Below are 25,747 nucleotides of genomic sequence, written 5' to 3'. Positions count from 1 at the left end.
ATTCCCGAAGCGTGGCTTCGGGAATTTGAATTTTTCAAGCCAAATGTTATAATGGCTAAGTAATTTCATAATAAAAACCTATGCCCATTTCCAAAAAAATCGCTGGTTATTTAGTAAAAAGCGGATATAAATATGAAGTTATTAGCCATCGCACTACCTATACGGCTTGGGACACGGCTCAAACCGAGCATGTCAAACCGCAAGAAGTCGCCAAGGCGCTGGTGCTGAAATCCGGTAATGACTGGATGGTAGCGCTTCTGCCGTCTGATAGAAAACTGGACAAAGCAAAATTCCTGAAGGCGGTTAACGCGGAAATGAAAAAGAAGGGCGAAAAAATGCAGCGGGGAATTGAACTGGCCAAAGAACCCTGGATGAAAAAAAATGCTCCGGGGAAAATAGGAGCCACTCCTCCTTTCCGAGGAATTCTGAAAAAAGACATCTATATTGACAAGTTGCTGCTTAAAAATAAAAAGGTTTATCTGGGATCGGGAGAATACGATATCTCTATTCGAGTGGCTGTTAACCAGTATGTGAAAAAGGAAAAACCGATTATCGGAAGTTTCAGTGTGAAAAAGTAAAGCGTAAAACGCAAAATGCAAAGCGCAAAGTCACAACTCAAAACTCAAAAATAATAAAATATTTTTTAGCTTTTCGCTGTAGTTTTGAGATTTAAGCTTTAAATTTTGAGCTAAAGTAAAGTAGTGTATAAGATAAAATTAGAACAATTCGAAGGGCCGATGGAGCTTCTTTTGGCGTTGATTGAAGAGCAGAAACTGGATGTCACCCGGGTCAGTTTAGCAAAGGTGGCAGACCAGTACCTAAAATATGTTGAGTGCCAAGAAAACATCACCCTGGAAAACCTGGCGGAGTTCCTGTCAATTGCTTCCCGGCTCATTCTTATTAAGTCCAAAGCACTCCTGCCGACGCTGGCGCTAAGCGATGAGGAAGAAAAAGAAATCAAGGATCTAGAGTACCAGCTAGCCGAATATAAAAAATTCAAGGATGTCTCCCGTCAAATCAGCGCCCTTTTTCATTCTCCGAAATCCAGCTTTTCCCGCGAAAGTTTTCTGGGCATCACACCCTTTTTTTATCCTCCCCCCGGAGTCAGCGCGTTTTCCCTTAAAGAGTCCTTCCTCAAAGTTTTGAAGGAAATTCCGCTGGTGGAAAAACTGGAAGAAGAAATAGTCCGGGAGATTGTGACTCTGGAAGAAAAAATATCCCATTTGCAGAAAGTGCTGCGTGAAAGAATTGAAGTGTCGTTTGCGGAAGTGGCTTCCGGCGCGCGGGACAAAATCGAGGTGATTGTTTCTTTTCTGGCAATGCTGGAGCTGGTGAAGCAGAAGATAATAAATGTCGAGCAAAGCGGAATGTTTAAAGAGATAAAGATGAAGTATAAAACTGATTAAGGTGATAAAACCGATTACACTAATTTTACAGATTAATACGGATCACGGATGGAAAAATATGATCTGTGATCTGTGAAAATCAGTTTCTTATCTGTGTTCATCCATATGGAAATTAATAAATTAAAATCCATCATTGAAAGTTTGTTGTTTGTCAGCGGCGAGCCGGTGAAATTATCCCGCCTGGCAAAAATAACGCAAGCCCTAAAGCCGGAGGTGGAGAACGCCCTGATGATGCTGTCGGCTGAATATTCGACGAAAAAAAGCGGACTAATTTTAGTGCGCAGCGGAGACGAAGTCCAGATGGCCACCCAGCCGGATAACGCCCAGTTTGTTAAGCAGCTAATCCGGGGAGAACTCCAGGAATCACTTTCCTCGGCGGCGCTGGAAGTGCTTTCAATTGTCGCTTATCGGGGACCAATTACCCGTTCAGAAATTGAGTCCATCCGCGGAGTAAACTGCACCTATACGCTGCGAAACCTGCTGCTCCGGGGCCTGGTGAGAAGGGAAGAAAATCCCAAAGACGCGCGAGGATACATTTATCAGATATCGTTTGATTTTCTGAAGGTCTTGGGAATGGACGATGTTAAAAAACTTCCTGATTACGAGCGTCTTTCTTCCGATGAGCGAGTCCAGTCAATAATCACTAAAGAATAGCAGAATGAGCAGTATTATTACCCTAGTCACAATTATCATTTTCCCGCTGAATTTTTTTTGGATTACGACGCCGTGGATTAGCGATGGTCAGAATAAAAAAAATATTTTGGAAAATTATGCCAAAGAAATTCAGGGAGCGGAAAAATCCCAGGAAGGGCTTTTCCCCAAAAAAAATCCTCTTCCGCCTGCTGTTTTACCGACAAAAAAAGAGGCGGCAACGGACCTGGCTATCCCCAATGCCCACTCTTCTCTTATTTTAGACGTTGAATCAGGAACTATCCTTCACTATCAAAATGGACGGGAGCACCGCCCCATTGCTTCTCTGGTAAAATTGATGACCGCCGTAATTGTGATGGAAAGAATTTCCAATCTTAATGAAGAAGTGACAGTGGATGAAGAAGCGGTTTATGCCGAGGGAACGAAAATCGGCTGTCCCCGTTCGGGTTATTGCATCAGCCAGCGGCTTAAAGCAGGGGAAAAAATCACCGTGTCTGGTCTTTTAAAAGCGATGCTTATGAACAGTGCCAATGACGCGGCTATAGCTTTAGGAAAACATATCAGCGGCTCCCAGGAAGAATTTGCCAAACTTATGAACGAAAAAGCGCGTGAGCTTGGACTAGGGGACTCCCGATTTTGCACGCCTTCGGGACTGGAAATAGACGGCCGGGAATCAGAATGCCATTCTTCCGCCTACGATGTTGCCAGAATCGCCGCCTACTCAATGAAATACGATCTTATCTGGCATATTTTCCGGCTTCCCACCAATACCATTGTTACATCCGCCGACGGTAAATATTCCCACACTATCTTGAATACCGATCTGGTGCTCGATCAGGTACCTAATTGCCTGGGAGGAAAAACCGGCTTTACTCCACTGGCTGGCCACTCGTTGCTTCTGGCTTCAACCGATCCTTCTAAAAAACACAAAATTGTGGCAGTAGTGCTTGATGATCCTTATCGCTGGCAGGATATTAAGACAATGGTTGACTGGGCGTGGCGTTCCTATGAATGGCGGTAGATGCGAATTAAAATCCAAATTATATCCGAATTGTTATGTGAATTCGGATTATTATTCGGATATAATTAGGATTAAAATTCGGATATGCAACTTGCGCAAATTCAAACTATCCCAGTAGTGGTTGACATAATCAAGGTGCTAGTCACGGGACTACTGGCATTTTTGCTGGCGTTTTTAATTACTCCGCTGTGGACAAAAATCCTGTATAAGTACCGGATCGGAATTAAAATAAAAGATCAGTCAGTGGACGGAGAAAAACTTACTTTTGTGAGCAAGCTTCATGCCAGAAAAGCCGGTACTCCGACGATGGGCGGAGTGCTGGTCTGGATTTCTGTTCTTATTCTTGTTTTTTCCTCCCATTATCTTTTTCCTATCATTGCCAAATGGTTAAACATTAATTTCATTGCCCGGCTTGATTTTTTAAGCCGAAAGCAGGTATGGCTTCCTTTATTCGCCTTAGTTGCGGCGGGCGTGCTGGGTCTTTTTGATGACATTATGAGCGTCCGCGGTTGCGGGAAAAATAAGGGGGGAGGGATACGGTTTATCGCACGCTTCTGGTGGCTGTTGACTATTGCCGGAGTAGGCGCCTGGTGGTTTTTTTGGAAACTCGGTTGGGACCGGATTCACATTCCGGCCGTCGGCGACTTTTCGATCGGCTGGTGGTATATTCCGCTTTTTATGTTTGTCATTATTTTTACCGCTATTTCCTCCAATGAGACGGACGGGCTGGACGGCCTTAACGGCGGGGTGCTCCTTATGGCCTTTTCTTCATTTGGACTTATCGCCTTCCTTCACAATAAGGTGGATCTGGCGGCGTTTTGCGCAGCGCTAGCCGGAGCGCTTCTGGCTTTTTTGTGGTTCAATATCTATCCGGCGCGATTTTTTATGGGGGATACTGGAGCGGTTTCTCTGGGAATAACCCTTGGAGTAGTGGCTATGCTTACTAATTCAGCAATCATTTTATTCATCATTGTATTTTTGTATGTTTTAGAATCGGGAAGCGCGGCACTTCAACTTTTAAGTAAACGTTTCCTGGGTCGGAAGATATTTCTGGCAGCGCCAATCCATCATCATTTTGAGGCCAAGGGCTGGCCGGAGCCGAAAGTAACTATGCGGGCTTGGGTTTTCACCGCCGTCACGGCGCTTATTGGTGTGATGATCGGAATTTTGGGAATGGGGTAATGATACGAATTTAAATCCGAATTATATCCGAATTACAATCCGGATGCTGTTAAAATAAATTTGGTATATACTTGGTATAGACGTGATATGTACGACGTATATACTATATAATAATATGGAAAAAGAAACGGGGAAATTGATGAAAATGAGCCGCTACAGCTACGGGGCGGTAATTCCCAAAGATTTTGTAAAGAAATTAAAGTGGAAAGAAAAGCAGAAAATCAGCATAAAAATTAAAAGAAAAAACATAATTATTTCAGATTGGAAAAATAAATCTAAGCGCGACTTATGAGAATAACTTTTTTAGGAACAAATGGCTGGTACGCGACAAAAAGCGGAAACACTGTTTGTACTCTTATTGAAAGCAAAAATTTTTATGTGGTTTTTGATGCCGGTGACGGTATCCATAAACTGAATAGGTATGCGAAAAAGGATAAGCCGATTTATTTATTTTTGAGTCATTTGCACCTTGATCATATTATCGGTTTTCATGCTATCAACAAACTTGACAAGCTTGGCAGAAAAAAACCATTTTTTATTTTTACTGGAAAGGGAAATAAAAAATTTTTGGACTTAATTATCCGAAGCCCCTTCACTGTTCCGTTCAAGAAACGGCCTTTTCCAATAAAAATTGTGGAAATTTCCGAAGGCAAAAACAAATCACCCTTTCCTTTCACGGCGAAAAAGCTTTATCATGCCGATCCTTCATTGGGATATCGCTTGGAGATCGAAGGCAAAATTATTACTTACTGTTCTGACACTGGTCCGACGAGAAATGTTGTTAATTTAGCAAAAGAAAGCGATTTTCTCATTCATGAGTGTTCAGCATCACCCGGCGTTTTTTCCGGAAAATGGGGACACACTAATCCCCAGGAGACAGCAAGCATTGCCAAGAAAGCCAGGGTTAAAAAATTAATCCTCACCCACTTTTCCGCTAATCAGTATTTGTCGCTTCAGGACAGAAGAAGAGCACAAAAAGAAGCCAGAAAGATTTTCAAAAACACTGTTTTTGCCAAGGATGATTTAATAATAAAAATCTGATAATACAAAAATGCGAAAAATTCAAGAAGTAAATTTAGAAAATAAGAAAGTTTTACTACGAGTTGACTTTAACGTGGAACTGGAAAATGAGGACGTAATGGAAAAATTCAAGATCAAGTCCTGCTGTGAGACGGTAGAGCATATTTTAGGACAAAAGGGCGCAAAACTTGCCTTAGTTAGCCATCTAGGACGGCCGGAGGGAAAAGTTGACGAAAAATATTCGCTGCGCCAGATTATTGACGATGTGGAAAATATTTTAGGAAGAAAAATAAAATTTGCCGAAAGCTGCATTGATGAAGAAGTTAAAAAAAGTATCGAGGAACTTAAAGAAGGCGAGGTGTTGCTTTTGGAAAACGTCCGGTTTTATCCCGGGGAGGACCCCGTAAAATTCGCCGAGGCGGCAGATCACGGGGCAGAGAAAAACTATGAAGAATTTTCCAAAGCTTTAGCTAAGCCGTTTGATATCTTCGTCAATGACGCTTTCAGCGTCTGCCACCGCGATCAAGCGTCCGTTACCGGAGTGACCAAATTTTTGCCCAGTTATGCCGGTCTTCGGCTGCAGAAAGAAATTGAGAATCTTTCCAAAGTGAGAAATAATCCCGACCGTCCCGCCGTGGCTATCATTGGCGGAGCAAAAATCGAAACCAAATTGCCGCTTATTAGGAATTTGGAAAAAACCTACGACCATGTGCTGGTAGGAGGAAAGATAGCTACTGAAGCGCAGGACCAGCATGTGGCGTTTTCAAAAAAAGTTATTTTGCCCTCCGATTATATTAACGGCCGCCGGGATATTGGCGGGAAAACCATTCAGAAATTTACTGAAATTATTGAAACTGCTAAAACTCTCGTTTGGAATGGCCCGCTGGGAAAATTTGAAGAAAAACCATTTGATAACGGGACGAAAAAGATTTTAGAGGCCGTCATTGCCAGCCAATCATTTAGTTTAGTGGGGGGCGGGGAGTCAGTTCAGGTTCTTGAAGAAAACGCGGCCCTGGATCAGATTTCTTTTGTTTCCACCGGGGGTGGCGCGATGCTGGAGTATCTAAGCGGAATTTCTCTGCCAGGAATCAAGGTTCTTATGGTATAATAATAGTAATAATTATGTCAAAAATTAAAAAAATACAGGCGCGGGAAATTCTGGACTCGCGGGGGAATCCCACCATTGAGGTAGAAATTGAACTGGACAATGGGGAAATCGGAGTAGCCGCTGTTCCTTCAGGTGCTTCGACAGGTACTTTTGAAGCCGTTGAGTTGCGCGACGGTGACAAATCGCGCTATCAGGGAAAGGGAGTAAGGCAAGCCGTAGAGAATGTGAACACGGAGATTTTTAAGTCGCTTAAGGGAATGCCTGCCGGTGATCAGGAGAAAATTGACAAAGCAATGATTGAGCTGGATGGAAGGGAGAACAAATCCCGTCTGGGAGCCAACGCCATTTTGGGTGTGTCGCTGGCGGTTTGCCGAGCGGCAGCTCAAAGTGAAAAGGTACCTCTTTACGAATATATAAATAAAATCTCAAACCCTAAAAATCTTTTCGGTGGTAAAGATTCAGTGGGCAAACAAAAACTAAAACTACCCATCCCGATGTTTAATGTGCTCAATGGCGGCCGTCACAGCGACTCGGGCTTAAGCATTCAGGAATTTTTGATAATTCCAACGGGAATTAAATCATTTTCTGAACAACTCCGGGCGGGAAGCGAGATTTTTTGGAACCTTAAAGACCTCTTGGGAAGAGGCGATTATAGCATCGGAGTGGGAGACGAAGGCGGTTTTGCCCCCCGGCTGGAAAGCAACAGCCAGGCACTGGAATTCATTACCCGGGCGGTTAAGGAAAGCGAATATCTGCTAGGCGCTCACATCGTTTTGGGACTGGATGCGGCGGCCACTTCTTTTTATCAAAGAGAGGATAACCAGTATGTTCTCAAACCGGAAGGAGTATCGTTGGGACGGGAGGGTTTGGTTAATTTGTACCGTGAATTCATTGATAAATATTACGTTGTTTCTATTGAGGACGGACTGCAGGAGGAAGATTGGGATGGATGGGCTTACTTAATGGAACGAGTTGGCCAGAAGCCGCTTTTTCAGGGAATCCAGCGCAGTATCTTAAAAGAGCATATGATTATTGGAGATGATCTGCTGGTAACTAACATCAAGCGTCTTAAGCGAGCTATTGCCGAAAAAGCATGTAACAGCGCATTAATTAAGGTTAATCAAATAGGAACATTAAGCGAAACGCTCTCTTGCATAGAACTGGCTAGAAAAAATAAAATGAAAATAATTATCTCTCATCGTTCGGGAGAAACAACGGATGATTTCATTGCCGATCTGGCAGTGGGCGCCGGAGCGGACTTCATCAAATCAGGATCACTTTCCAGAGGAGAGAGAATAGTTAAATATAACAGATTATTAAAAATAGAGGAGGATTTACTGGATAAATAGTCAATTAAAGTTTCAAACATAAGAAATCAAAATGCAAAAATCAAAATGCCCGCCTGCCTTGAAATCTTTAAATAATTTAGAAAAATTGCGTTCTTATGAAATCAAACAAAACTGGTCAGTTTAATATAGAGGGCATTTCGGGCAGGCAAAATGATAAATTAAAAATCAAAAAGAATAAAACCATTTTTACATTTTGCATTGACATTTTGATTTTTGATATTTGATTTTTAATTTATGGCGCGAATTATCTGCATTGGTTCCACCTCAAAAGACATCTTTTTTCCCACCAGCGATGGGATTATTCTTGATACCCCGGAGGACTTAACGTCTCAAAGGAAAATAGCTTTTGAGCTGGGCGCTAAATATCACATTGATGATCGCTTTGAGGCGCTGGGAGGATGCGCGGCTAATGTCGCCGGCGGATTAGCGCGCCTAGGACTGGGCGCCTCTTGCTACACTACGATCGGCGATGATCTGGCGGGAGAATGGATAAAAAATGAGTTTAAAAAAGTGGGAGTAGACACCAGTTATCTAAGACGGGAAAATGATTGCCAAAGCGATCTTTCGGCGATTGTGGTGGATAAAGAGAGCGGGGAGCGCGTCATATTTTCTAACCAGAAAGCCAACGCGAAACTGGAATTTATTCCGGAAAAAATAGAAAATCCCGAATGGATTTTTATCGGCGATCTTAGTGGAAAATGGAAAGAAAATCTCGCAAAGATTATTGAGTTTGCTGCTAAAAATAAAGTTCATCTGGCTTTTAATCCCCGACAAAAAACCATTCATGATAATGTGGGAAAAGTAATTGAAGCCGTCCACTCCTGCGATCTGCTGCTTTTAAATAAGGATGAATCAATTGAAATCGTTTCCTCTTTAGGCAAAGGATTTTCCACTGATCAATTAAATGATGAAGTGACGCTAATCAGAACTCTGAAGGAGCTGGGTCCGCGGATAGTGGCCTTAACCGACGGAGCCAGGGGGGCCTGGTCATACGGCGGAGATAAAATATTCCAGGCGGAAGCAATCGTGACTGAACCACTGGAAACCACAGGAGCCGGCGATGCTTTCTCCAGCGGTTTTTTGGCGGCGACAATAAAAGGAAAAGATCTTAATGAATCGCTGCGGTGGGGAATTGCCAATGGAGGAAGTTCAGTTAAGTTTTATGGAGCGCATGGGGGACTTTTGAACGAGGCGGAAATGAGCGAAAAAATCAAGGAGATAAAGGCAAGAGCCATAGGGCTTTAGAAATTTAAAAAACAATGAGTTTTCTTTCGAAAATTTTTAAGGGCAAAGGATATTCCGACTTAGTTTTAGCGCTGGACATCGGCACCGGGGTGGTTAAAGCGCTGGTTTTTGAATTGTATTCAGAGGAAGTGAAAGGAATAGTTATCGGAGTGGGAAAGGCGTTCCAGAAACACGGAAACATGCAAAGCGGAGCGGTCTCGGACATAAGTGGAGTAATCGCCACTTGCCAGGAGGCGATCAGCGCGGCTCTCAAGCAGGCGGGAGTAAAAAAGATAAAAAAAGCCATTGTCGGCATTGCCGGAGAATTGGTAAAGGGCACTACCACCACTGTTCATTACGAGCGGGCCAATCCGGAAGCGAAGATCGATCTTCCAGAACTGAAAAACATTATCCAAAAAGTCCAAGTTAAGGCATTTGAACGGATTCAGAAACAGCTGGCTTGGGAAACAGGACAGAATGACATCGAGGTGCGTCTTATTAACGCTGCCATTGTTGACACGCGAATTGATGGCTATCAAATAACTAATCCTTCCGGCTTTCAAGGGAAAGACGTTTCCATAAGCGTTTTTAATGCTTACGCGCCAATGATTCATCTGGGCGCCCTTCAGACAATTGCCGATGAATTAGAAATCAACCTTTTAAGCATAGTGGCGGAGCCATACGCTGTTGCCCGATCAGTGGATTATGAAGACATTCTGGATTTTAGCGCTATTTTCATTGATATGGGCGGCGGAACGACGGACATTGCTGTTGTTCGCAATGGAGGCCTGGAAGGGACAAAAATGTTTGCTCTCGGCGGGATAGCTTTTACCAAACGGCTTGCCCAGGAACTGGGGGTCAGTTTTGACGAAGCCGAGGTACTCAAAATAAAATACTCCGAAGGGAAATTAGGCGCTGATGTCGGTTTGAAAATCGAGCAGATTTTGAGGAATGATTATCTGGTTTGGCTGAGCGGCGTCGAGCTTTCACTGGAGGAATTCGCCGGTTCCGATGTTTTGCCTTCAAAAATTTTGCTCTGCGGAGGAGGATCAGCTCTGCCGGGTATTCGGAAGATACTTTCCTCAAAGGAGTGGACGAAAAACCTTCCTTTCGCTAAAGCACCGGCGGTAAATTTTTTACAGCCCCGGGACGTGGTCCGGATTATTGACAGCACGGGAGAGCTTCGCAGTCCGCAAGATGTGACTCCGATGGGGCTGGCCAATTTGACTCTGGATATCGCGGGGGAGGAAAAAGTAATGGCCGGAATTTTAAGAAGGGCTGTGCAATCCATTCAGAACTAACGCAAGCCAAATTCGGGTTTGGCTAATTTTCTCCCTAAATTCAATAATTGCCAACATTAAGGAAATTTATGCACCAGTTATTATACATCGGCGGCGATGAAGAAATTACTTCCCTAGTTGATCGCCTTAGAAAATCCAAGGTGAGCGAAAACTTTTTTGTTGTTCCCAAACGAGCGATGGTCTTGCAAAGTGTTGTAAATTTAAAAATACTTAAGAAGGAAGCAGAAAAGTTAAAAAAGCAGATTGTTTTTGTCACTCAAGATGAAGCCGGCGAGACGCTGGCTCGCAAAGTCGGAATAATGGTTCGCTCGAACTTAGACGGACTGGAGACTGCTCGCGAGAAAGATGAGAATTTGACTTTGCTTTCTGCCAGCAAGCAGTTAACCGGCGGGAAGGAAATTTCCGTCAGAAGAGTCGATAAGCGGGAAAGACTGGAAAATATCGGCTCTCAAGAATTTTTCGACGAAGAGGAAGATAAGACCGGAAAATCAGCCAAGAAGGCAATCGGCGCGGTCCGGCTACCGAAAGGCAAAGACCGGGCCAGGAGAGAATAAGCAAGGAAATGGCGCCTACTCCGAGGAGAAGCCCGGCTATAAATGACGTGCTTGTTTCTTCTGGAGGAAAGAGAATCGAGGAAAATATTCCTCTTGCCAAAGGATTTCAGTTTGAGAGAAAACTCAGTCCTCAAAAGGAAAAAAAGTTAGAGAGCTTTTTTCAAGTTGACAAAAAAGCTGTTGAGTCCGAGACGCCTGTTACTGGACCGGTTTCCAAAAAAACTGCCAAACCCGATGAGCGCCTTTCCGAGCCGATTTCTAGAAAAGCCAAAAAGCTTCTGGTGATATTCATTTCTATATGCTTATTTGCCGGATCAGGAGTGGCCGCGTATTTATTTATTCCGCGCTCAAAAGTTATTATCTACCCCCGCCATAAGATCCAGGAAATGGATCTGGAAATAACGGGAGATGCTGCTCGCTCCGAGGCGGATATGCAGTCCCAGACAATTCCCATAAAGGTAACCGAAAAAGAGAAGGAACTTACAGTGTCTTATCAGACAACCGGAAAAAGCGCTTCTTCTTTGCAGAAAGCTCGGGGGAAAGTGGTAATTTACAATGAATATAGCAATTCTTCCCAGCCGCTTGTAGCTACTACCCGCCTTCTTTCTTCAGACGGAAAACTTTTTCGCCTAGTTAAGGGAGTAACTGTGCCTGGAATGACTTCAGTGGAGGGCAAGGCCCAACCAGGAGCGATTGAAGCGGAAGTCATAGCGGATGAGTCGGGAGAGTCCTATAACATTGGCCTTTCAGAGTTTTCAATCCCCGGATTTGAGGGGGGTCCCAAGTACGAAAAATTTTACGCTCGCTCTACAAAGCCAATGACTAGTGGCGGATCAGGAGGGACTGCGACTCCCATCGTTTCTCAGCAGGATATTGACGAGGCAAAGCGCAAGGCGGAAACAGAAATTAAAGCCCAGCTGGAAGAGGAATTGAAAAAAGATTTTCCGGCCGGATACATTCTTCTGCCGGGAGCGCTGGAACAGGAAATAAAAGATGCGGCTCCCGCGGCAAAGGTTGGAGACCTGAAAGATAATTTTGATTATTACATAAAAGTTACCGCCCGAGCAATCGCGTTTTCAGAGGACGACACTAAGAAAATAATTACAGGAGTATTTTGGCAAAAATCCGAAGAAAATGAGTCAGTTGCTCCGGTAGCCGTTCAAGTTGAGTACGGGAACATTTCTCCCGATTTTAGCGCCCGGATTGTCAAGATCAAAGTCCACGGGAAAATTATTTTAAATCCCGAACTGAATCTTGAGCAGTTGAAAAAAGATCTTTTGGGCAAGAATGAAGAGCAGATTAAAGACACGCTTAAAAACTATCCTCAGATCGAGAGGATTGAAGTTGACTTTTGGCCCAAGTTTTTTCCCAGTCGAATTCCATCTTACGAAAAACAGACCACGGTGGAGTTGCGGACATTAAATTTGTAAAATCGGTATTGACAAAAAATAGCGTGGTGTTACAATATAAACACGACATTTGAAAAACTAAATAAGGCGCGGAAAATAGAGGTGGCAAATTGTAGGACTTCAGGAATTAGGATAGAAACGCTTACATTCCTGTCTCTCGTCATCTGGCGAGCAATGTTGGCAGGATAAAAGCTCCTCTATTTTTGTATTGATCCGAATTGATAATACGAATTAAATCCAAATGAAATACGAATTCGGATAATAATTCGAATGTAATTCGGATCATAATTAGTATCTATGGCGGACAAAGAATTAATCAAGCTTGAGGGAACAATTATTGAGACCCTCCCTAGTACGACCTTTAAGGTTCAGCTGGAAAACGGGCATGAGGTGATGGCTCACATTTCAGGAAGAATGAGGGTGAATTATATACGCCTTCTTCCCGGCGATCGGGTTCTGCTGGAGCTAAGTCCCTATGATTTGACGAAAGGAAGAATAGTAAAGAGATTATAATATCTACTAATTATCCCGCTGTAGCGGGACCCCGCCAGGGCGGTGGTGAATCACATACTAATATACGAATTTTTTGGAAAAAATCTAAACTTATTGGTATATTCGTAAAAGATTAGTATTTAGTAGCTAACTTTATGAAAGTAAGGGCATCAGTTAAAAGATTTTGCGCCAAATGCAAAATTGTCAAGCGTAAAGGAAAAATTTACGTGATTTGTTCTAATCCCAAGCATAAGCAGCGCCAAGGGTGATACGAATTATTATCCGAATTAAATCCGAATGAAAAACGAATTCGGACCATAATTCGAATATAATTCGTATTACAATTCGTATCATGGTAAGAATTGCGGGAGTTAACCTTCCGGACGAAAAAAGAATAGAAATAGCGCTAACCTATATTTTTGGTATAGGGCATTCTACCAGTGGGAAAATTTTGGATCATCTTAGCATCCCGCGTAATACCCGGGCGAAGGACTTGACGGCGGAGCAAGCCAATCAGCTTAGGGAAGAAATAGAAAAGAAGTATAAGATAGAAGGGGAGTTAAAGCATGAAGTAAGAATGAACATCAAGCGCCTCAAGGAAATCGGCTGTTACCGGGGAAGCCGACACCAGAAAGGACTGCCGATCAGGGGCCAGCGGACAAAGACAAACAGCCGAACAGTGAGAGGCAATGTCCGACGGACTATGGGAAGCGGACGCAAGTCGGCGGCGGAAAAAACGTAAATCTCTACGAAATACCTGCCCGAAATGCCTTGATGACCATCGAGGCAGACGGGCGAATTTTGTACGAATGTATGAATAAATAATTTTAATTTGCTCATAAGTGTTTAATTTGTGATTAGTGAAACTTTATGGCTGGGAAAGATATAGTTAGAAAAGATAAGGAAGAAAAGAGTGAGACCTCCGACGTTCAAGAACTGCCGAAAAAGAAAAAAAAGAAAATTCGGCAGCAGATTTATAAAGGAAAGGCCTATATTCAGTGCACTTATAACAATACTCTGATAACAGTAACAGATTTGAATGGCGCGATGCTTGGCTGGTCAAGCTCCGGTCTTTTGGGTTTCAAGGGGGCGAAAAAAGCCACTCCTTATGCTGCCACTCAAGTAGCGGGAGATGTAACAGAAAAAGTAAAAAAATACGGGATTTCCGAGCTCGAGGTTTATGTTAAAGGAGTAGGAAGCGGCAGGGAAGCCGCTATTCGAGCTTTGGCCAACAGGGGATTTGAATTGGTCTTAATTAAAGATGTCACTCCGATACCTCACAACGGCTGTCGGCCCAAGAAACCGCGCCGGGTGTAATTCGAATAAGCATCCGAATTAAATTCGAATAAATATCCGAATGATTTTTATTAAAAATTTGGATTGAAATTCGGATATAATTCGAATCATAATTAGCATCATGGCAAGAATTCTTAATTCCAAATGCAAAATGTGCCGCCGAGCCGGTGAAAAGCTCTTTCTTAAAGGTGATCGCTGCAATTCGCCAAAATGCGCCATGATAAGAAAGCCATATCCGCCGGGAGCACACGGTAAAAAAAAGTCGCGGGGATTAAGCGAATATGGAAGGCAGTTGGCGATGAAACAAAAGATTAAAAGGGTCTATGGCATTATGGAACGGCAGTTCAGGAAGCACTTTAATGAAGTGAAGCATAAACCCGGGATTACGGGAGATTTACTGCTTGAACGGCTGGAAATGCGCTTGGACAACATAGTTTACCGGCTTGGTTTTGCAAGTTCTAGGCAGCTCGCGCGCCAACTAGTGCGCCACGGATCTTTTTTAGTAAATGGAAAAAAGGTCAACATTCCCTCTTTTAAAGTTAAAGTCGGCGATAAAGTAGAAATCTCAGAGTCAAAAAAGAATAAAAACTATTTCATCATGCAGCTTCCAATTTTGAAAAATAAGAAGGACTTTCCTTCCTGGATTCAGTTTGATTCTTCCACCCTGACAGGAAAAATCAGCGCGATCCCCAAGCGCGAAGAAGTGGGAATGAACATTGATCCTCAATTAGTTGTTGAGTATTATTCAAGATAAACTTTAACAGCTTGACTAGCTTGCTGGCTTATTGGGATTTATCAATATTAATTCTAAAAGCCAAAAAACTAATCAAGCTGAAAGCTAAAACTATGCTAACAATATCGCTTCCTCTAAAGCCGAAGTACACTACCATAGATGAACGGAGCGGAAAATTTGAAATTATGGACTGCCATCCGGGCTACGGAACAACGCTGGGGAATGCCCTTAGGAGAGTATTGCTTTCATCTCTTTCCGGAGCGGCGGTAACATCGGTAAAAATTAAAGGCGTGTCACACGAGTTTTCCACGATACCGGGAATAATGGAAGATGTGGTACAAATTATTCTTAATATCAAAAAGGTTCGATTCAAGATGCACGGCGATGAACCAATGGAGGTCGTGCTGAAACATAAAGGAGAAGGAAAAATCACCGCCGGTGAAATTAAATGCCCGTCTGGTATTGAGGTTGTTAATACTGATCAGCTGATTGCTACTGTCACCGACAAAAAGACAGAAATAGATATGGAACTAGAAGTAGCTGGAGGAATTGGTTATGTTCCGGTTGAACAGCAGGAGCGAAAAGAAAAAGAAATTGGCGCCATTGCCATTGACACCGTCTACACACCGGTTAGAAGAGTCAATTACGAGGTTGAGAATATGCGGGTAGGAAAAAGAACTGATTATAACAAGATCACGCTGGAGATTGTCACCGATGGAAGCATTACTCCTCGAGAGGCCTTTCAGAAAGCCGTTCAGATTTTGGTTGACCAGTTTTCGCTGCTGCTTGAAGTGGAGACAGCAGAAGAAGCAGAAATGGCAGCTGGGAAGCTGGAAGCTGTTTCTTCCGCCAAGGAAAAAACCGAAGAGGTGCCTGGCGAGCAAGTCATCCCGGATGATCCCCTTAGGATAAAAGTTACCGAACTGAAAGGACTTTCCACCCGGACACTAAACATACTGGAAACCAATAAAATCGCCAAGGTGAAAAATATTATTAAAATGACGGAAGAGGATTTAAAAAACCTTGAAGGAATGGGCGAGAAGGGGATTAAAGAAATTAAAAAATCGATCGGAGAGTTCGGGCTTACATTAAAACAATCAGAATAATATTGTGCGCAATAACTCTGAGAATTACCTGCCTCGCCGGCAGGCGGGCGAATCACATACGAATATACGAATAACAGAAAATAAAAAGCAAAATTCGTACATTAGTACAAGATTCGTAATTAGTAGACAATTTGCATGAAACACAGAGTCAAAGGAAGAAAATTAAGTCGGATCAGAAAACAGCGCCGGTCGCTTTTAAAATCACTGCTGGCCAGTTTGATTATGCGGGAAAAAATTGCCACCACCGAAGCCAAGGCCAAAGAACTGAAGCCATTGGTTGAAAGAATTATTCATAAAGCAAAACAAGCGAAAGTTGATGATAAAAAGAAAGTGAAAGTTATAAGAGATCTCCAAAATATGATCCCGTCGCCGGCAGTGAAAAAACTCTCTAGTGATTTTTTGAATAGATTTAGTGAGAGATCAAGCGGTTACGTGCGGGTGGTTAAATTGGGAAGAAGAAGAGGCGATAGCGCTAATATGGCGGTGATAGAGTTTGTGTAATCTCTAATAATTGTATGAAATATCATTTATTCAACGCGGAAGGAAAAATCCTAGGACGCTTAGCTTCCCGGGTAGCGGTAATATTGCGGGGAAAAAACAAAGTGGATTTTGCCCCCCATCGGGATGAAGGTGACGCGGTGGTGATTATTAATTCGGACAAAATTGGCTTTACCGGCAGTAAACGGCACAAGAAAATTTATCATCGCTTCAGCGGCTATCCCGGAGGAATAACTTCAACTACTTTAGATGAGCAACTAAAAAAGGACTCGAGAAAAGTATTAAAAGACGCCATATATGGGATGCTTTCGAAAAATAAACTTCGAAAGTTAATGATGAAAAGACTGTTTATATACAAAGATGACAAGCATCCGCACAAAATAGGTTAATCTCTACGAATTACGAATCTGTACGAATATACGAATTTTAAAAATATATTTGAATATTCACAATAGATTTGTAATTTTGTAAACTGTCTATATGCCAGTGAGAAAAAAAGTTAAAGAAAACAAGAAGATTATAAAGGAGGAAAAAAAGGAAGCTCCCAAGGAGAAGTACTTTTATGCGGTTGGAAAAAGGAAAACATCCGTAGCCCAGGTAAAACTTTATTCCAAAGTGCAATCTAAGGAAGATGATTTAGTCATAAATAAACGCAAGTTGAAAGATTATTTTCCCGTCTTGTCTTTTCAGGATCTTGTTTTGGCGCCGTTTAAGATCAGCGGCACGCAGGGGAAGTTCAGAATGTCTGCTCTGGTAAGAGGGGGAGGATTTCGGGGACAATCAGAAGCAATCCGGCTAGGAATTTCCCGAGCACTGGTGGTTTATGATGAGAACTTAAAAAAAGTTTTGAGAGACAACGGTTTTCTTACTCGGGATGCGAGGATTGTGGAACGCAAAAAGCCAGGACTGAAAAAAGCCCGACGCGCCCCGCAATGGCAGAAACGATAGTTTCTGACACTTATCCTTTTACCCCGCACTATATAGCGGGGTTTACAATCCTAAAATTCCCGTTTTTTCAGGAAAATCAATGCTATAGATTTCAAAAAAAGGATCTTCTTCGCTTGCCTTGTCAGTGAAATACAATTTATTATTAGAAAAGTCGCTGATGAGCCAGGAATAATCTATTTTAAGTGCAGTAATATCAAAAATATTGCGGCGATCGCGGTGGTCAAGTTCGACCACTTTTATTTTTTTGTCAGTGGTAAAAACAACATGTTCATAGTCCTTTGACCACTGGACATTCTCTATTTTTTGGGAAAAGCGGGTGATATTCATCAGTTCATTCTCTAATCGAACTGGCTGGACCTCCCAGTCGCGGCTGAAGTAAACGAATATTTCCCAATCGTTCCAAAACAGGAGCTTTTTTCCATCATCGGAAAACTGCGCTCCTGAAGCATTTTCTGAAAGTTCTCGAAAGTAGTTATCATGGTCACCCTGATTCCAAATGAATATTTTCCGGCTGGTTTCATTAAGCAAAGCAATTCTTTTTTCGTCATAAACCACGATTTGATAGTTAGTATTGCTCATGTCGGCGGGGGGAGAAGTGGTAATTTGAACCGGCGGTCTTTCTCCTTCCGGATCCGCCCTGTAGACAATTCCGCTGGGAAGCTGAAAATAATACAAGCCGCTTGAGGAAAGATTAAAACCGCTGATATTTTGGGCGACTAATTTTTTTTCTTGGGGACTACCAAGATCCAGACGGTAAAGATTTCTTTCAGTAAGATAGTAAACAAAATTCTTTTTTGTCGTGTTCCAATGGACGGATTCAATATTTTCAGCCGCGGCCAGGTCCTTAAGATTAATAGCGCGCTTTGTGTCAATGTCAACGATAAAATAATGCTTTTTTCTTTCTTCCGGATTTTTTTGATTTGTTGGAATAATAATAGCATGTTCTTGCGGCGACCACTGGATGCTTTCTTTCTCATCCAACTCATAGTCCGGGGAAGAAAAAACAGTCTCGGAAAGAGCTGAATCAAGAGAGAGAATGTTGACAAGAAATTCTTGACCTTGATTCTGGATGTAGGCGATGTATTTGCTTTTAAGTGAAAGAAAAAATTTTCCGGCCTGAGAAGTGTAAAAACTGGTGCGCGGATATTGCTCTTTAGCAAGCAGAACATTCCAGAATTCAGTGGAAGTGCCGCTATGAACCGCAACTTTTTTTGACCACGCCTGGAATCCAGGCGAAGAAATCTTCAGCTGGTATTCTCCCGGCTTGAGCCCGTCGATGTGATAGGAATTATTGAGGTAGTTTAGTTTTTTTCGGGAAACAGGACTACTGTTTATGGTAATGTTTACCTGCTGGGGATTTGGTTTTACAGAAATTGATCCCGCGTGAATAAAAATCCCGCGTTCAAAACTAAAACGGTATCCAAGGGCATAAAAGATAAGAACACCCGTGGTGACAAAAAAGAGGAGGACCAAGGTCCAAAAAAATACTCGCTGTAGCGTGTAGCTGAACATAGTATTTTGGTGCGCTGTGAGGGATTCGAACCCCCGACCGTCTCCTTAAAAGGGAGCTGCTCTACCAGCTGAGCTAACAGCGCATTTCTTTAATTGTATTTCTCAGCAATTGCTTTCAGGGTAAATTTACCCTTTTCTACCCGCCTGCAACGCCTGAGCAAGCCAGGCTTGCGATGGCGGGCGGGCCAGCTGAGCTAACAGCGCGTTCTCTTAATTAACTGGGTGCGGGCGCTTTAATTCGTAAAAATTCTCGAGACAAGTGATGCTCGGCTTTTTTACAAACGCGGCTAAACAAATATCATTATATCAAAGAATCCTCATTAGTCAATAAAAGACCGGCGCTATTGCTTTTTTTGTGGCGCTTATGATATCATTATGCAAAGGTCTATCGGGAATTAAATGTTAAAATCCTATGGAAAAGGAAACCATGCCTGCCGGCAAACAGGTTGGCAAAGTTATCCACTATTTTGACAAGGCGATGGTGGCAGTGGTGCGGCTTACCGACAATCTGGCAATCGGTGAGACGGTCAAGTTTGTCCATGGAGAGAGCGAAGTCGCCCAGAAAATCGAGTCAATGGAGGTGGAACACGAAAAGATTCAGTCCGGGAAAAGCGGAGACGAAGTAGCGGTGAAAGTTGACCAGGGCACTCATGAAGGAGCAATGGTCTTCAAAATAGAAGAGTAAATCCGCCTTTCATAATTCAAAGCTGGTTTGTAACCGGGATCCGGGTGCTTGGCATCTGCGGGTTAATTTTGGTAAGTTGGAGCAAGTTTTTTGCGGAGGTGCTAATTTTTTTGGCAGTTGTCAGTTTTTAGCGCCTTTTTGTTTTTTTCGCCTTTTCTGTGCTATAATAACAGCATGAAAAAATTTATCGCACTCTCTTTTTTAGTCATCTCCCTCTTTTTTCTTTCTGGTTGCAGTTTGACGGGAAATAGTTCGCCATCCAGCGCGAGCATTTTAAAGTCGACTGACGGCGGAAAAATATGGGAGCCGAAAGTAAAAATCAGTGAAGAAAAAAACATTTCTTCAGTTGAAATATTATCAATCGCTATTGATCCCGCGAATTCCCAGATTGTTTATATTGGGACAAGAGAAAATGGAATTTATTTGAGCCAGAATGGAGGGGAAAATTGGGAAAAAATTAATTTTCCTCCGGGCAAGGTTTATGGTTTGGCAATCGACCGATCCAATACCCAAGTTCTTTATGCTTTAGGGGTATGGCAAAAGCGCGGAAAGATTTACAAAAGCGAGGATGCCGGCGGGAACTGGAAGGAAATCTACACAGAGCCGGCTGACGGCACTGTTATTATCTCCCTCTCAATTAATCCGGCAAACTTCCAGGTGCTTTACGCCAGCACCAGCGAGGGAGCGATATTTAAGACAGAAAACGGCGGCGAGACCTGGCTTAATCTCTTTAAAGTCCAAGGAGCAGTTACCCAGAGTGTCTTCGATTCGGCGGATGGCAATATAGTGTACTTTTCAGTTTTGGAACAAGGGATTTTGAGAACCAAAAATGGCGGGGAGAGTTTTGAAAATCTTGAGAAAAATCTTCAAAGCAGCGCGGAAATCGGGAGCAACCGTGTTTTTTCACTTGCCTCTGATCCGCAAAGATCAGGAACTTTGTATGCCGGTTTGGATGAGGGAATTGCAAAAAGTACTGATTTTGGGGAGACCTGGACGCCGCTTAACGTGCTAGAGAGCTCTAAAAATTTTCCGGTGAGGGCGATGACGATCAATCCTCAAAATTCCCAGGAACTGATCTACAGCGCCGCCCAAGCGGTCTATAAGTCAATTGACGGAGGAGTACAATGGTTTACGATACAGCTTGAGACAGCAAAAATTTCCAGTGTTATTCAATATGATCCACTAAACCCGGGGATTATTTACCTGGGATTGAAAAAGGATAACTAATTCTCTACAAAAATAATGTACGAATCCTTAATTGAAAACAAAAAAGAAGAACTGGACAAAGCCATTGAACGCTTTAAAGAAGAAATGGGAAAACTACGAACCGGAAGGGCCAACCCCGCCCTGGTAGAAAATGTTCTAGTGGACTATTACGGAACCAAGACCCCTCTTAATCAACTAGCCACCATCAGTGTTCCCGAACCGCGCCTCATTGTCATAAGTCCCTGGGATAAAAACGCTCTTACTGGAATTGAATCAGCCATCAAAGGATCGGATTTAGGCCTAAATCCTGCTAATGATGGTCAAGTTGTCCGTGTTTCCATTCCGGCTCTCACCGAAGAGCGCCGGAAAGAATTGGTCAAAGTACTCAATCAGAAAGCCGAAGAGGCAAGAATCGCGGTGCGTACCGGGCGGGAAGATGTCTGGAAAATAATTCAGGATATGGAAAAGAAAGGAAAGATTTCCGAAGATGACAAATTTCGGAGCAAAGACAAATTGCAGAAAGTTGTTGATGAATATAATAAACAGATTGAAGAGTTAAGGGATAAGAAAGAAAGAGAGATAATGACGGTATGAAATCCAAAGTTCAAAGTTCAAATGGCCAAATCAATTTCAAATGACTAAATTTTAAAAATTTAAGCATTTTGACTTGATTTGAAATAATTTGGGTTTTGACATTTGGATTTTTAAGTTCAAGATTTAGCAATAAAAGATGAATTTATGCTTACGGCGCTAGTTTTTATTATTGTACTCGGCTTGCTCATATTCGTCCACGAGTTGGGGCATTTTTTGCTGGCGCGGAGAAATGGCATTGCCGCCGAAGAGTTCGGCTTCGGGTTTCCTCCCAGGATTTTTGGTTTTCAGATTCTAACTGGTCAGAAAATAGAAAAAGTAGCCGAAAAGCGAACAGAAGAAGTTCAAATTTCTGACTATCAAATTGGCTCAAGAGAAATAATTGAGGAAAAAGTGACAGATAGAATTCAAGAGATTGATCAAATCGTTCCGGTAAAGAAGTGGAATTTTATTTTCGGAAAAAAGCAAACTGTTTCTAATGAGGCAATAGAAAAGGGTCAATTGAAAGCGGGTACTGTCTATTCATTGAACTGGATTCCTCTGGGCGGATTTGTCAAAATTAAAGGGGAAGATGGTTCAGAGCGTTCCGATCCGGACAGTTTCGCCGGAAAATCAGCCTGGACCAGAATTAAGGTGCTGGCGGCCGGAATCATTATGAATTTTTTGCTGGCTTGGCTTTTACTCGCGGCCGTTTACGCCGTTGGCGCTCCCCAGCCGGTAGATGAATCACAGCTGCCGCTCAAAGGATCAAAAATTCAAATTTCCCAGATTATTCCTGGCTCTCCAGCGGAACTGATGGGGATGCAGATCGGTGATGAAATCGTAGGATGTAAAATAGATATTCCCCAATGCGCGGCTCCCTTTTCTCGAATCTCAGATGTTCAGAAAGTGATTAATGATCATAAAGGAAGAGAAATCGCATTTGAGATCAAGCGCGGAAAAAAACTGCTGGATCTTGAGGGCACTCCCCGTCTAGAACATCCGGCCGATCAGGGAGCGCTAGGCATCTCATTAGTCCAGACAGCCGTGTTAAAATATCCGTGGTACGAGGCGCTGATAAAGGGCTTTGAAACAACTTTTGATTTGATTGTTACAATTTTTGTGACTCTGGCTGACATAATAAAAGGACTGGTCGTGGGAGAAAAAGTGGCCGTAGACGTGTCCGGACCGGTGGGGATTGCCTACCTTACCAAGCAAGTAACTGAACTGGGATTGGTTTATATTTTACAGTTCGCGGCTCTTCTTAGCATAAATTTGGGGATTATAAACGGACTTCCTTTTCCTGCGCTGGACGGCGGCCGGATATTATTCATTTTAATTGAAAAACTCAAGGGTTCTCCAGTTAGTCGGAAAGTCGAACAGCTGGTTCATACAATCGGATTTGTTCTGCTCATTGTTCTGATGATTGCCGTAACTATGCGCGACATTTTGCGCTTTGAAGTGATTGAGAAAATAGAAAATATTTTCGGCGCTTGACATCCTGGCATTATTTGATATGATGGGTTTGCTTTTTTGCCCCGCAAGAAAATCACCTGCTTTGAAGCAGTAATTATCTCTTGATAAAATTCCATAAAAGTAGTATTTTTAGATAATCAGTGTCAATATTTCCGCGGGGTTTATTTCGGGGGACTGCTGCTTTTTCAGCGGCCTCTTTTAAAAAGTTAAAGACAATCAATAAAATGGCACGACTCATTACTAGAGAAGGGTTCAAAAAACTTCAGGAGGAACTTGACTGGCGAAAAACAGTAATGCGGCAGGAAATAGCCCAGGCGATCAAGGAAGCCAAGGAACAAGGGGATCTATCCGAAAACGCCGAATACGCCGAGGCCAAGCGCCAGCAGAATGAAAACGAGGCCCGCGTAGCGGAGCTGGAAATGATTATCAAGGATTCTCAGATAGTGAAGCATGACAGGTCGGTTATCGGCATTCAGATTGGATCACGGGTGAAAGTGAAATTTAATGGCAGTGAGATGGAATTTCAAATTGTCGGTTCAAACGAGGCCAATCCGACCGAATTTAAAATTTCCAACGAATCCCCGATGGGTCGGGCTTTTATGAGCCGCGTCAAAGGAGATGCGGTTGAAGTGGAAACGCCCAATGGTAGAGTTCGGTATAAGATTTTGGATGTGAAGTAAAATAGGAGGTGAAGAAAATGGAAAAGTGCAAAGGCGGATATTATGGCGGTTGCGATATGAAATTATGTACTTGGTACGGCTTTTGCCCAATTAAGGAACTGGCAAAAGATAAAAAGTAAATTGCTCATTGATTGCTGCTAAAGGACTGTGCGAGTCGCAGTCCTTTTTATTTGCCAATTTCCTTTAAATAAGTTAAATTATAAGCATGCGCGAAGATATTATTAAAACTAAATTGCAAAAACTCGAAGCTCTAAAAAAAGCCGGAATGGAACCATACCCGGAACAGTCACAGCGGAGTTTCACTAATGGAGAGGCTCTGGAATGTTTCGACAAGCTCGCCGCCAGCGAAATTTATTTGGTCGGCCGAGTGAAATCCCTTCGGCCAATGGGCGGGTCAGCTTTTGCCCATATTGAGGACGGAACAGCAAAAATTCAGATATTTTTAAGCAAAAAAAATGTCGGAGGGAATAAATATAAATTATTTATTGACAACATTGAAATCGGCGACTTTATTGAAGTCAAGGGAAAATTATTTAAGACCAAAAAAGAGGAAAAAACACTGGATGTTTTTGACTGGAAAATACTGGCAAAGAATATGCGCCCCATCCCGACGGAATATTACGGACTCAAAGACATTGAGGAACTTTTACGGAGAAGATATCTTGATCTCTTGATGAATGCCGAAACACGAGAAATCTTTAAAAAGAAAAATATTTTTTGGCAAACAACAAGGGAATTTCTGGTACGCGAAGGATTTTTGGAAGTGGATACGCCGGCGCTGGAAGCTATTCCCGGCGGAGCCGACGCCCGACCGTTTATTACCCGCCATAACGCCCTTGACCGCGACTTTTATCTTCGCATATCGCTGGAACTCCCTCTTAAGCGCCTGCTGGTCGGCGGTTACGAAAAAGTATTTGAAATCGGTAAAGTTTTCCGCAACGAAGGCATAGACACGGAGCATCTTCAGGATTATCTGCAAATGGAATTTTATTGGGCTTATTGCAATATGGAGCAGGGGATGGAGTTTGTTGAAAAAATGTATAAAAAAATAGTGAAAAAGCTACTTGGAAGTTCGACTTCCAAATACGATAATCACGAAATTAAATGGGACGGTCAGTGGCCTCGAGTCGATTATTTTACTGAATTTAAAAAAGCGACTGGATTGGATCTTGAAGCGGACTTGTCCGCCGAAGATCTTCGTACAAAAGCGGATAAACTCGGGATAAAGTACGAAAAAACTTACGGAAAGGGAAGAATGATTGACACAATTTTCAAAAAAACCGTTCGGCCAAAAATTATCCAACCCTGTTTTTTAGTCGGCCATCCTATTGAGGTTTCTCCGCTGGCCAAGAAAGATCCGGCTAACGCTAAAAAAGTTTTGCGCTTCCAGATATTTGCCGGAGGAGTGGAATTGGGCAACGGCTTTTCCGAGCTCAATGACCCGATTGACCAGCGAAGCAGATTTATTGAGCAGATGAAACTGCGCTCTGCCGGAGACGAAGAGGCGCAAATGCTGGATGAGGACTTTATTGAAGCGCTTTCCTACGGCATGCCGCCGGCAGTCGGCTTTGGCATGAGCGAACGCTTCTTCGCTTTCATTATGAATAAATCCATCCGCGAAACAGTCATCTTCCCACCGATGAAGGAGAAATAGAAAAAATTGCTGTCAAATCATATTTGACAAGTAAAATTTTAAGCTTTAAATAAAGTTATACTGCCTACTTCCATAAATTAATTTATTGATGTAATATTGAAATTATGGGAAAGGTAAAACCGTTAGATATTGAAAAAGAAAAACGGCAAGAGGCAATTGCTGAATTCTTCAGGGTTATTGAAAAACTGAAGAGTCGAAAGGAGATGACGAATTTCTTTTTAGGGATTTTGACAGCCAGTGAAATACTGATGTTGGCAAGGCGTATTCAGATCGCTCAGTGTTTGATTGGTGAGAAAAGTTACGAGGAAATTCAGAGAAAATTGAGGGTTGGGAGCGAAACAATTCATCGAACCGATCAGTGGCTAAGCCATGAAGACGAGAAAGTAAGAAAATGGCTAAAAGAATTAATGGGGGAGGAAAAGAAAGAAATGATTAAAACGAAACGATATAGGCCAACTAGTCTGCTCAGTCGATATCCTCATCATCGCTTCTGGTCTGATTTATTGGGATAATTTTTTTGCTAATTTTTAGATATTTTTTAAGCTGTACTGTTAATCTTGAGTTCCGTCCCGATTTTCTCACCACAATAAATTAATTTATTGGTATAAGATTAAAAAGAATTAAAGTTGATTAAATTTTATGGGCATACAAGTTGAATTTAATCCG

The 25,747-nt window shown here is 42.5% G+C and carries 30 protein-coding genes and 1 tRNA gene; 29 read left to right on the top strand and 2 right to left on the bottom strand.

Going from position 1 to position 25,747, the window contains the following annotated elements:
• The first annotated feature begins 80 nt into the window (after positions 1-80).
• The 22 genes from NT136_01515 (at position 81) to rpsI (ending at position 17,298) form a co-directional block, all read left to right on the top strand.
• Positions 81-578: a YbaK/EbsC family protein gene (locus NT136_01515; GenBank protein MCX6765622.1), complete on the top strand. Its 498-nt coding sequence runs from the start codon at positions 81-83 to the stop codon at positions 576-578.
• Between the two features lie 123 nt (positions 579-701).
• Positions 702-1,406 (top strand): segregation/condensation protein A, encoded by a 705-nt coding sequence (locus tag NT136_01510; protein ID MCX6765621.1) that lies wholly within the window; start codon positions 702-704, stop codon positions 1,404-1,406.
• 105 nt (positions 1,407-1,511) lie between these two features.
• The gene (scpB, locus tag NT136_01505) at positions 1,512-2,060 is read left to right on the top strand and encodes an SMC-Scp complex subunit ScpB (protein MCX6765620.1); all 549 of its coding nucleotides are present in this window, start codon (positions 1,512-1,514) and stop codon (positions 2,058-2,060) included.
• Between the two features lie 4 nt (positions 2,061-2,064).
• A complete protein-coding gene (locus tag NT136_01500) occupies positions 2,065-3,078 on the top strand; it encodes a serine hydrolase (GenBank protein ID MCX6765619.1) in 1,014 nt (337 codons plus the stop codon).
• Positions 3,079-3,162: 84 nt separating this feature from the next.
• The gene (locus tag NT136_01495) at positions 3,163-4,260 is read left to right on the top strand and encodes a phospho-N-acetylmuramoyl-pentapeptide-transferase (protein MCX6765618.1); all 1,098 of its coding nucleotides are present in this window, start codon (positions 3,163-3,165) and stop codon (positions 4,258-4,260) included.
• Positions 4,261-4,375: 115 nt separating this feature from the next.
• A complete protein-coding gene (locus NT136_01490) occupies positions 4,376-4,552 on the top strand; it encodes a hypothetical protein (protein MCX6765617.1) in 177 nt (58 codons plus the stop codon).
• On the top strand, positions 4,549-5,301 hold the full coding sequence (locus NT136_01485) for a ribonuclease Z (GenBank protein MCX6765616.1): 753 nt from the start codon (positions 4,549-4,551) through the stop codon (positions 5,299-5,301). The genes NT136_01490 and NT136_01485 overlap by 4 nt, the downstream gene beginning before the upstream one ends.
• 10 nt (positions 5,302-5,311) lie before the next feature.
• On the top strand, positions 5,312-6,388 hold the full coding sequence (pgk, locus tag NT136_01480) for a phosphoglycerate kinase (protein ID MCX6765615.1): 1,077 nt from the start codon (positions 5,312-5,314) through the stop codon (positions 6,386-6,388).
• A gap of 14 nt (positions 6,389-6,402) precedes the next feature.
• A complete protein-coding gene (eno, locus tag NT136_01475; GenBank protein ID MCX6765614.1) occupies positions 6,403-7,737 on the top strand; it encodes a phosphopyruvate hydratase in 1,335 nt (444 codons plus the stop codon).
• 234 nt (positions 7,738-7,971) lie between these two features.
• Positions 7,972-8,982: a carbohydrate kinase family protein gene (locus NT136_01470; GenBank protein ID MCX6765613.1), complete on the top strand. Its 1,011-nt coding sequence runs from the start codon at positions 7,972-7,974 to the stop codon at positions 8,980-8,982.
• Between the two features lie 14 nt (positions 8,983-8,996).
• Positions 8,997-10,262, top strand: a complete 1,266-nt coding sequence (locus tag NT136_01465; GenBank protein MCX6765612.1) for a hypothetical protein — start codon at positions 8,997-8,999, stop codon at positions 10,260-10,262.
• 68 nt (positions 10,263-10,330) lie between these two features.
• A complete protein-coding gene (locus NT136_01460; protein ID MCX6765611.1) occupies positions 10,331-10,816 on the top strand; it encodes a hypothetical protein in 486 nt (161 codons plus the stop codon).
• 8 nt (positions 10,817-10,824) lie between these two features.
• On the top strand, positions 10,825-12,246 hold the full coding sequence (locus tag NT136_01455; protein ID MCX6765610.1) for a hypothetical protein: 1,422 nt from the start codon (positions 10,825-10,827) through the stop codon (positions 12,244-12,246).
• A gap of 276 nt (positions 12,247-12,522) precedes the next feature.
• Positions 12,523-12,738: a translation initiation factor IF-1 gene (gene infA / locus NT136_01450; protein ID MCX6765609.1), complete on the top strand. Its 216-nt coding sequence runs from the start codon at positions 12,523-12,525 to the stop codon at positions 12,736-12,738.
• Positions 12,739-12,872: 134 nt separating this feature from the next.
• The gene (gene rpmJ, locus NT136_01445) at positions 12,873-12,986 is read left to right on the top strand and encodes a 50S ribosomal protein L36 (GenBank protein ID MCX6765608.1); all 114 of its coding nucleotides are present in this window, start codon (positions 12,873-12,875) and stop codon (positions 12,984-12,986) included.
• An 83-nt stretch (positions 12,987-13,069) separates the two neighbouring features.
• Positions 13,070-13,459, top strand: coding sequence for a 30S ribosomal protein S13 (gene rpsM, locus NT136_01440; GenBank protein ID MCX6765607.1), 390 nt, complete (start codon positions 13,070-13,072; stop codon positions 13,457-13,459).
• A gap of 194 nt (positions 13,460-13,653) precedes the next feature.
• Positions 13,654-14,034, top strand: a complete 381-nt coding sequence (rpsK, locus tag NT136_01435; GenBank protein MCX6765606.1) for a 30S ribosomal protein S11 — start codon at positions 13,654-13,656, stop codon at positions 14,032-14,034.
• 100 nt (positions 14,035-14,134) lie between these two features.
• Positions 14,135-14,767 (top strand): 30S ribosomal protein S4, encoded by a 633-nt coding sequence (rpsD, locus tag NT136_01430; GenBank protein ID MCX6765605.1) that lies wholly within the window; start codon positions 14,135-14,137, stop codon positions 14,765-14,767.
• A gap of 92 nt (positions 14,768-14,859) precedes the next feature.
• A complete protein-coding gene (locus NT136_01425; protein ID MCX6765604.1) occupies positions 14,860-15,852 on the top strand; it encodes a DNA-directed RNA polymerase subunit alpha in 993 nt (330 codons plus the stop codon).
• Positions 15,853-15,987: 135 nt separating this feature from the next.
• On the top strand, positions 15,988-16,353 hold the full coding sequence (rplQ, locus tag NT136_01420; GenBank protein ID MCX6765603.1) for a 50S ribosomal protein L17: 366 nt from the start codon (positions 15,988-15,990) through the stop codon (positions 16,351-16,353).
• Between the two features lie 14 nt (positions 16,354-16,367).
• Positions 16,368-16,739 carry a 50S ribosomal protein L13 gene (gene rplM / locus NT136_01415; protein ID MCX6765602.1) on the top strand — a complete coding sequence of 124 codons (372 nt, stop codon included), beginning with the start codon at positions 16,368-16,370 and terminating at the stop codon, positions 16,737-16,739.
• A gap of 91 nt (positions 16,740-16,830) precedes the next feature.
• Complete coding sequence (rpsI, locus tag NT136_01410) at positions 16,831-17,298, top strand: 30S ribosomal protein S9 (GenBank protein MCX6765601.1); 468 nt, start codon at positions 16,831-16,833, stop codon at positions 17,296-17,298.
• 42 nt (positions 17,299-17,340) lie between these two features.
• Here rpsI and NT136_01405 read toward each other — a convergent pair whose 3' ends face one another.
• Together NT136_01405 and NT136_01400 are read right to left on the bottom strand one after the other, a co-directional pair.
• Positions 17,341-18,810, bottom strand: a complete 1,470-nt coding sequence (locus NT136_01405; GenBank protein ID MCX6765600.1) for a PEGA domain-containing protein — start codon at positions 18,808-18,810, stop codon at positions 17,341-17,343.
• Positions 18,811-18,817: 7 nt separating this feature from the next.
• Positions 18,818-18,893: transfer RNA gene (locus tag NT136_01400), tRNA-Lys, on the bottom strand.
• A gap of 329 nt (positions 18,894-19,222) precedes the next feature.
• On the opposite strand from NT136_01400, the gene NT136_01395 reads away from it, so the two are divergent.
• The 7 genes from NT136_01395 (at position 19,223) to NT136_01365 (ending at position 25,593) form a co-directional block, all read left to right on the top strand.
• The gene (locus NT136_01395; protein MCX6765599.1) at positions 19,223-19,495 is read left to right on the top strand and encodes a hypothetical protein; all 273 of its coding nucleotides are present in this window, start codon (positions 19,223-19,225) and stop codon (positions 19,493-19,495) included.
• Between the two features lie 174 nt (positions 19,496-19,669).
• A complete protein-coding gene (locus tag NT136_01390) occupies positions 19,670-20,722 on the top strand; it encodes a YCF48-related protein (protein ID MCX6765598.1) in 1,053 nt (350 codons plus the stop codon).
• A 15-nt stretch (positions 20,723-20,737) separates the two neighbouring features.
• Complete coding sequence (frr, locus tag NT136_01385; GenBank protein MCX6765597.1) at positions 20,738-21,295, top strand: ribosome recycling factor; 558 nt, start codon at positions 20,738-20,740, stop codon at positions 21,293-21,295.
• Positions 21,296-21,439: 144 nt separating this feature from the next.
• Complete coding sequence (gene rseP / locus NT136_01380; protein MCX6765596.1) at positions 21,440-22,768, top strand: RIP metalloprotease RseP; 1,329 nt, start codon at positions 21,440-21,442, stop codon at positions 22,766-22,768.
• Between the two features lie 203 nt (positions 22,769-22,971).
• A complete protein-coding gene (gene greA, locus NT136_01375) occupies positions 22,972-23,427 on the top strand; it encodes a transcription elongation factor GreA (protein ID MCX6765595.1) in 456 nt (151 codons plus the stop codon).
• Positions 23,428-23,632: 205 nt separating this feature from the next.
• Entirely contained in the window at positions 23,633-25,081 is a 1,449-nt protein-coding gene (lysS, locus tag NT136_01370; GenBank protein MCX6765594.1) for a lysine--tRNA ligase, read from the top strand.
• Positions 25,082-25,185: 104 nt separating this feature from the next.
• Positions 25,186-25,593 (top strand): Trp family transcriptional regulator, encoded by a 408-nt coding sequence (locus NT136_01365; GenBank protein ID MCX6765593.1) that lies wholly within the window; start codon positions 25,186-25,188, stop codon positions 25,591-25,593.
• Positions 25,594-25,747: the final 154 nt, after the last annotated feature.

This window comes from Candidatus Moraniibacteriota bacterium (assembly GCA_026396275.1).
Taxonomy (GTDB): Bacteria; Patescibacteriota; Minisyncoccia; order Moranbacterales; family JAPLXC01; genus JAPLXC01.
Note: the sequence above shows the minus strand (reverse complement) of the source record. Positions and strands in the feature narration are given on the sequence as shown.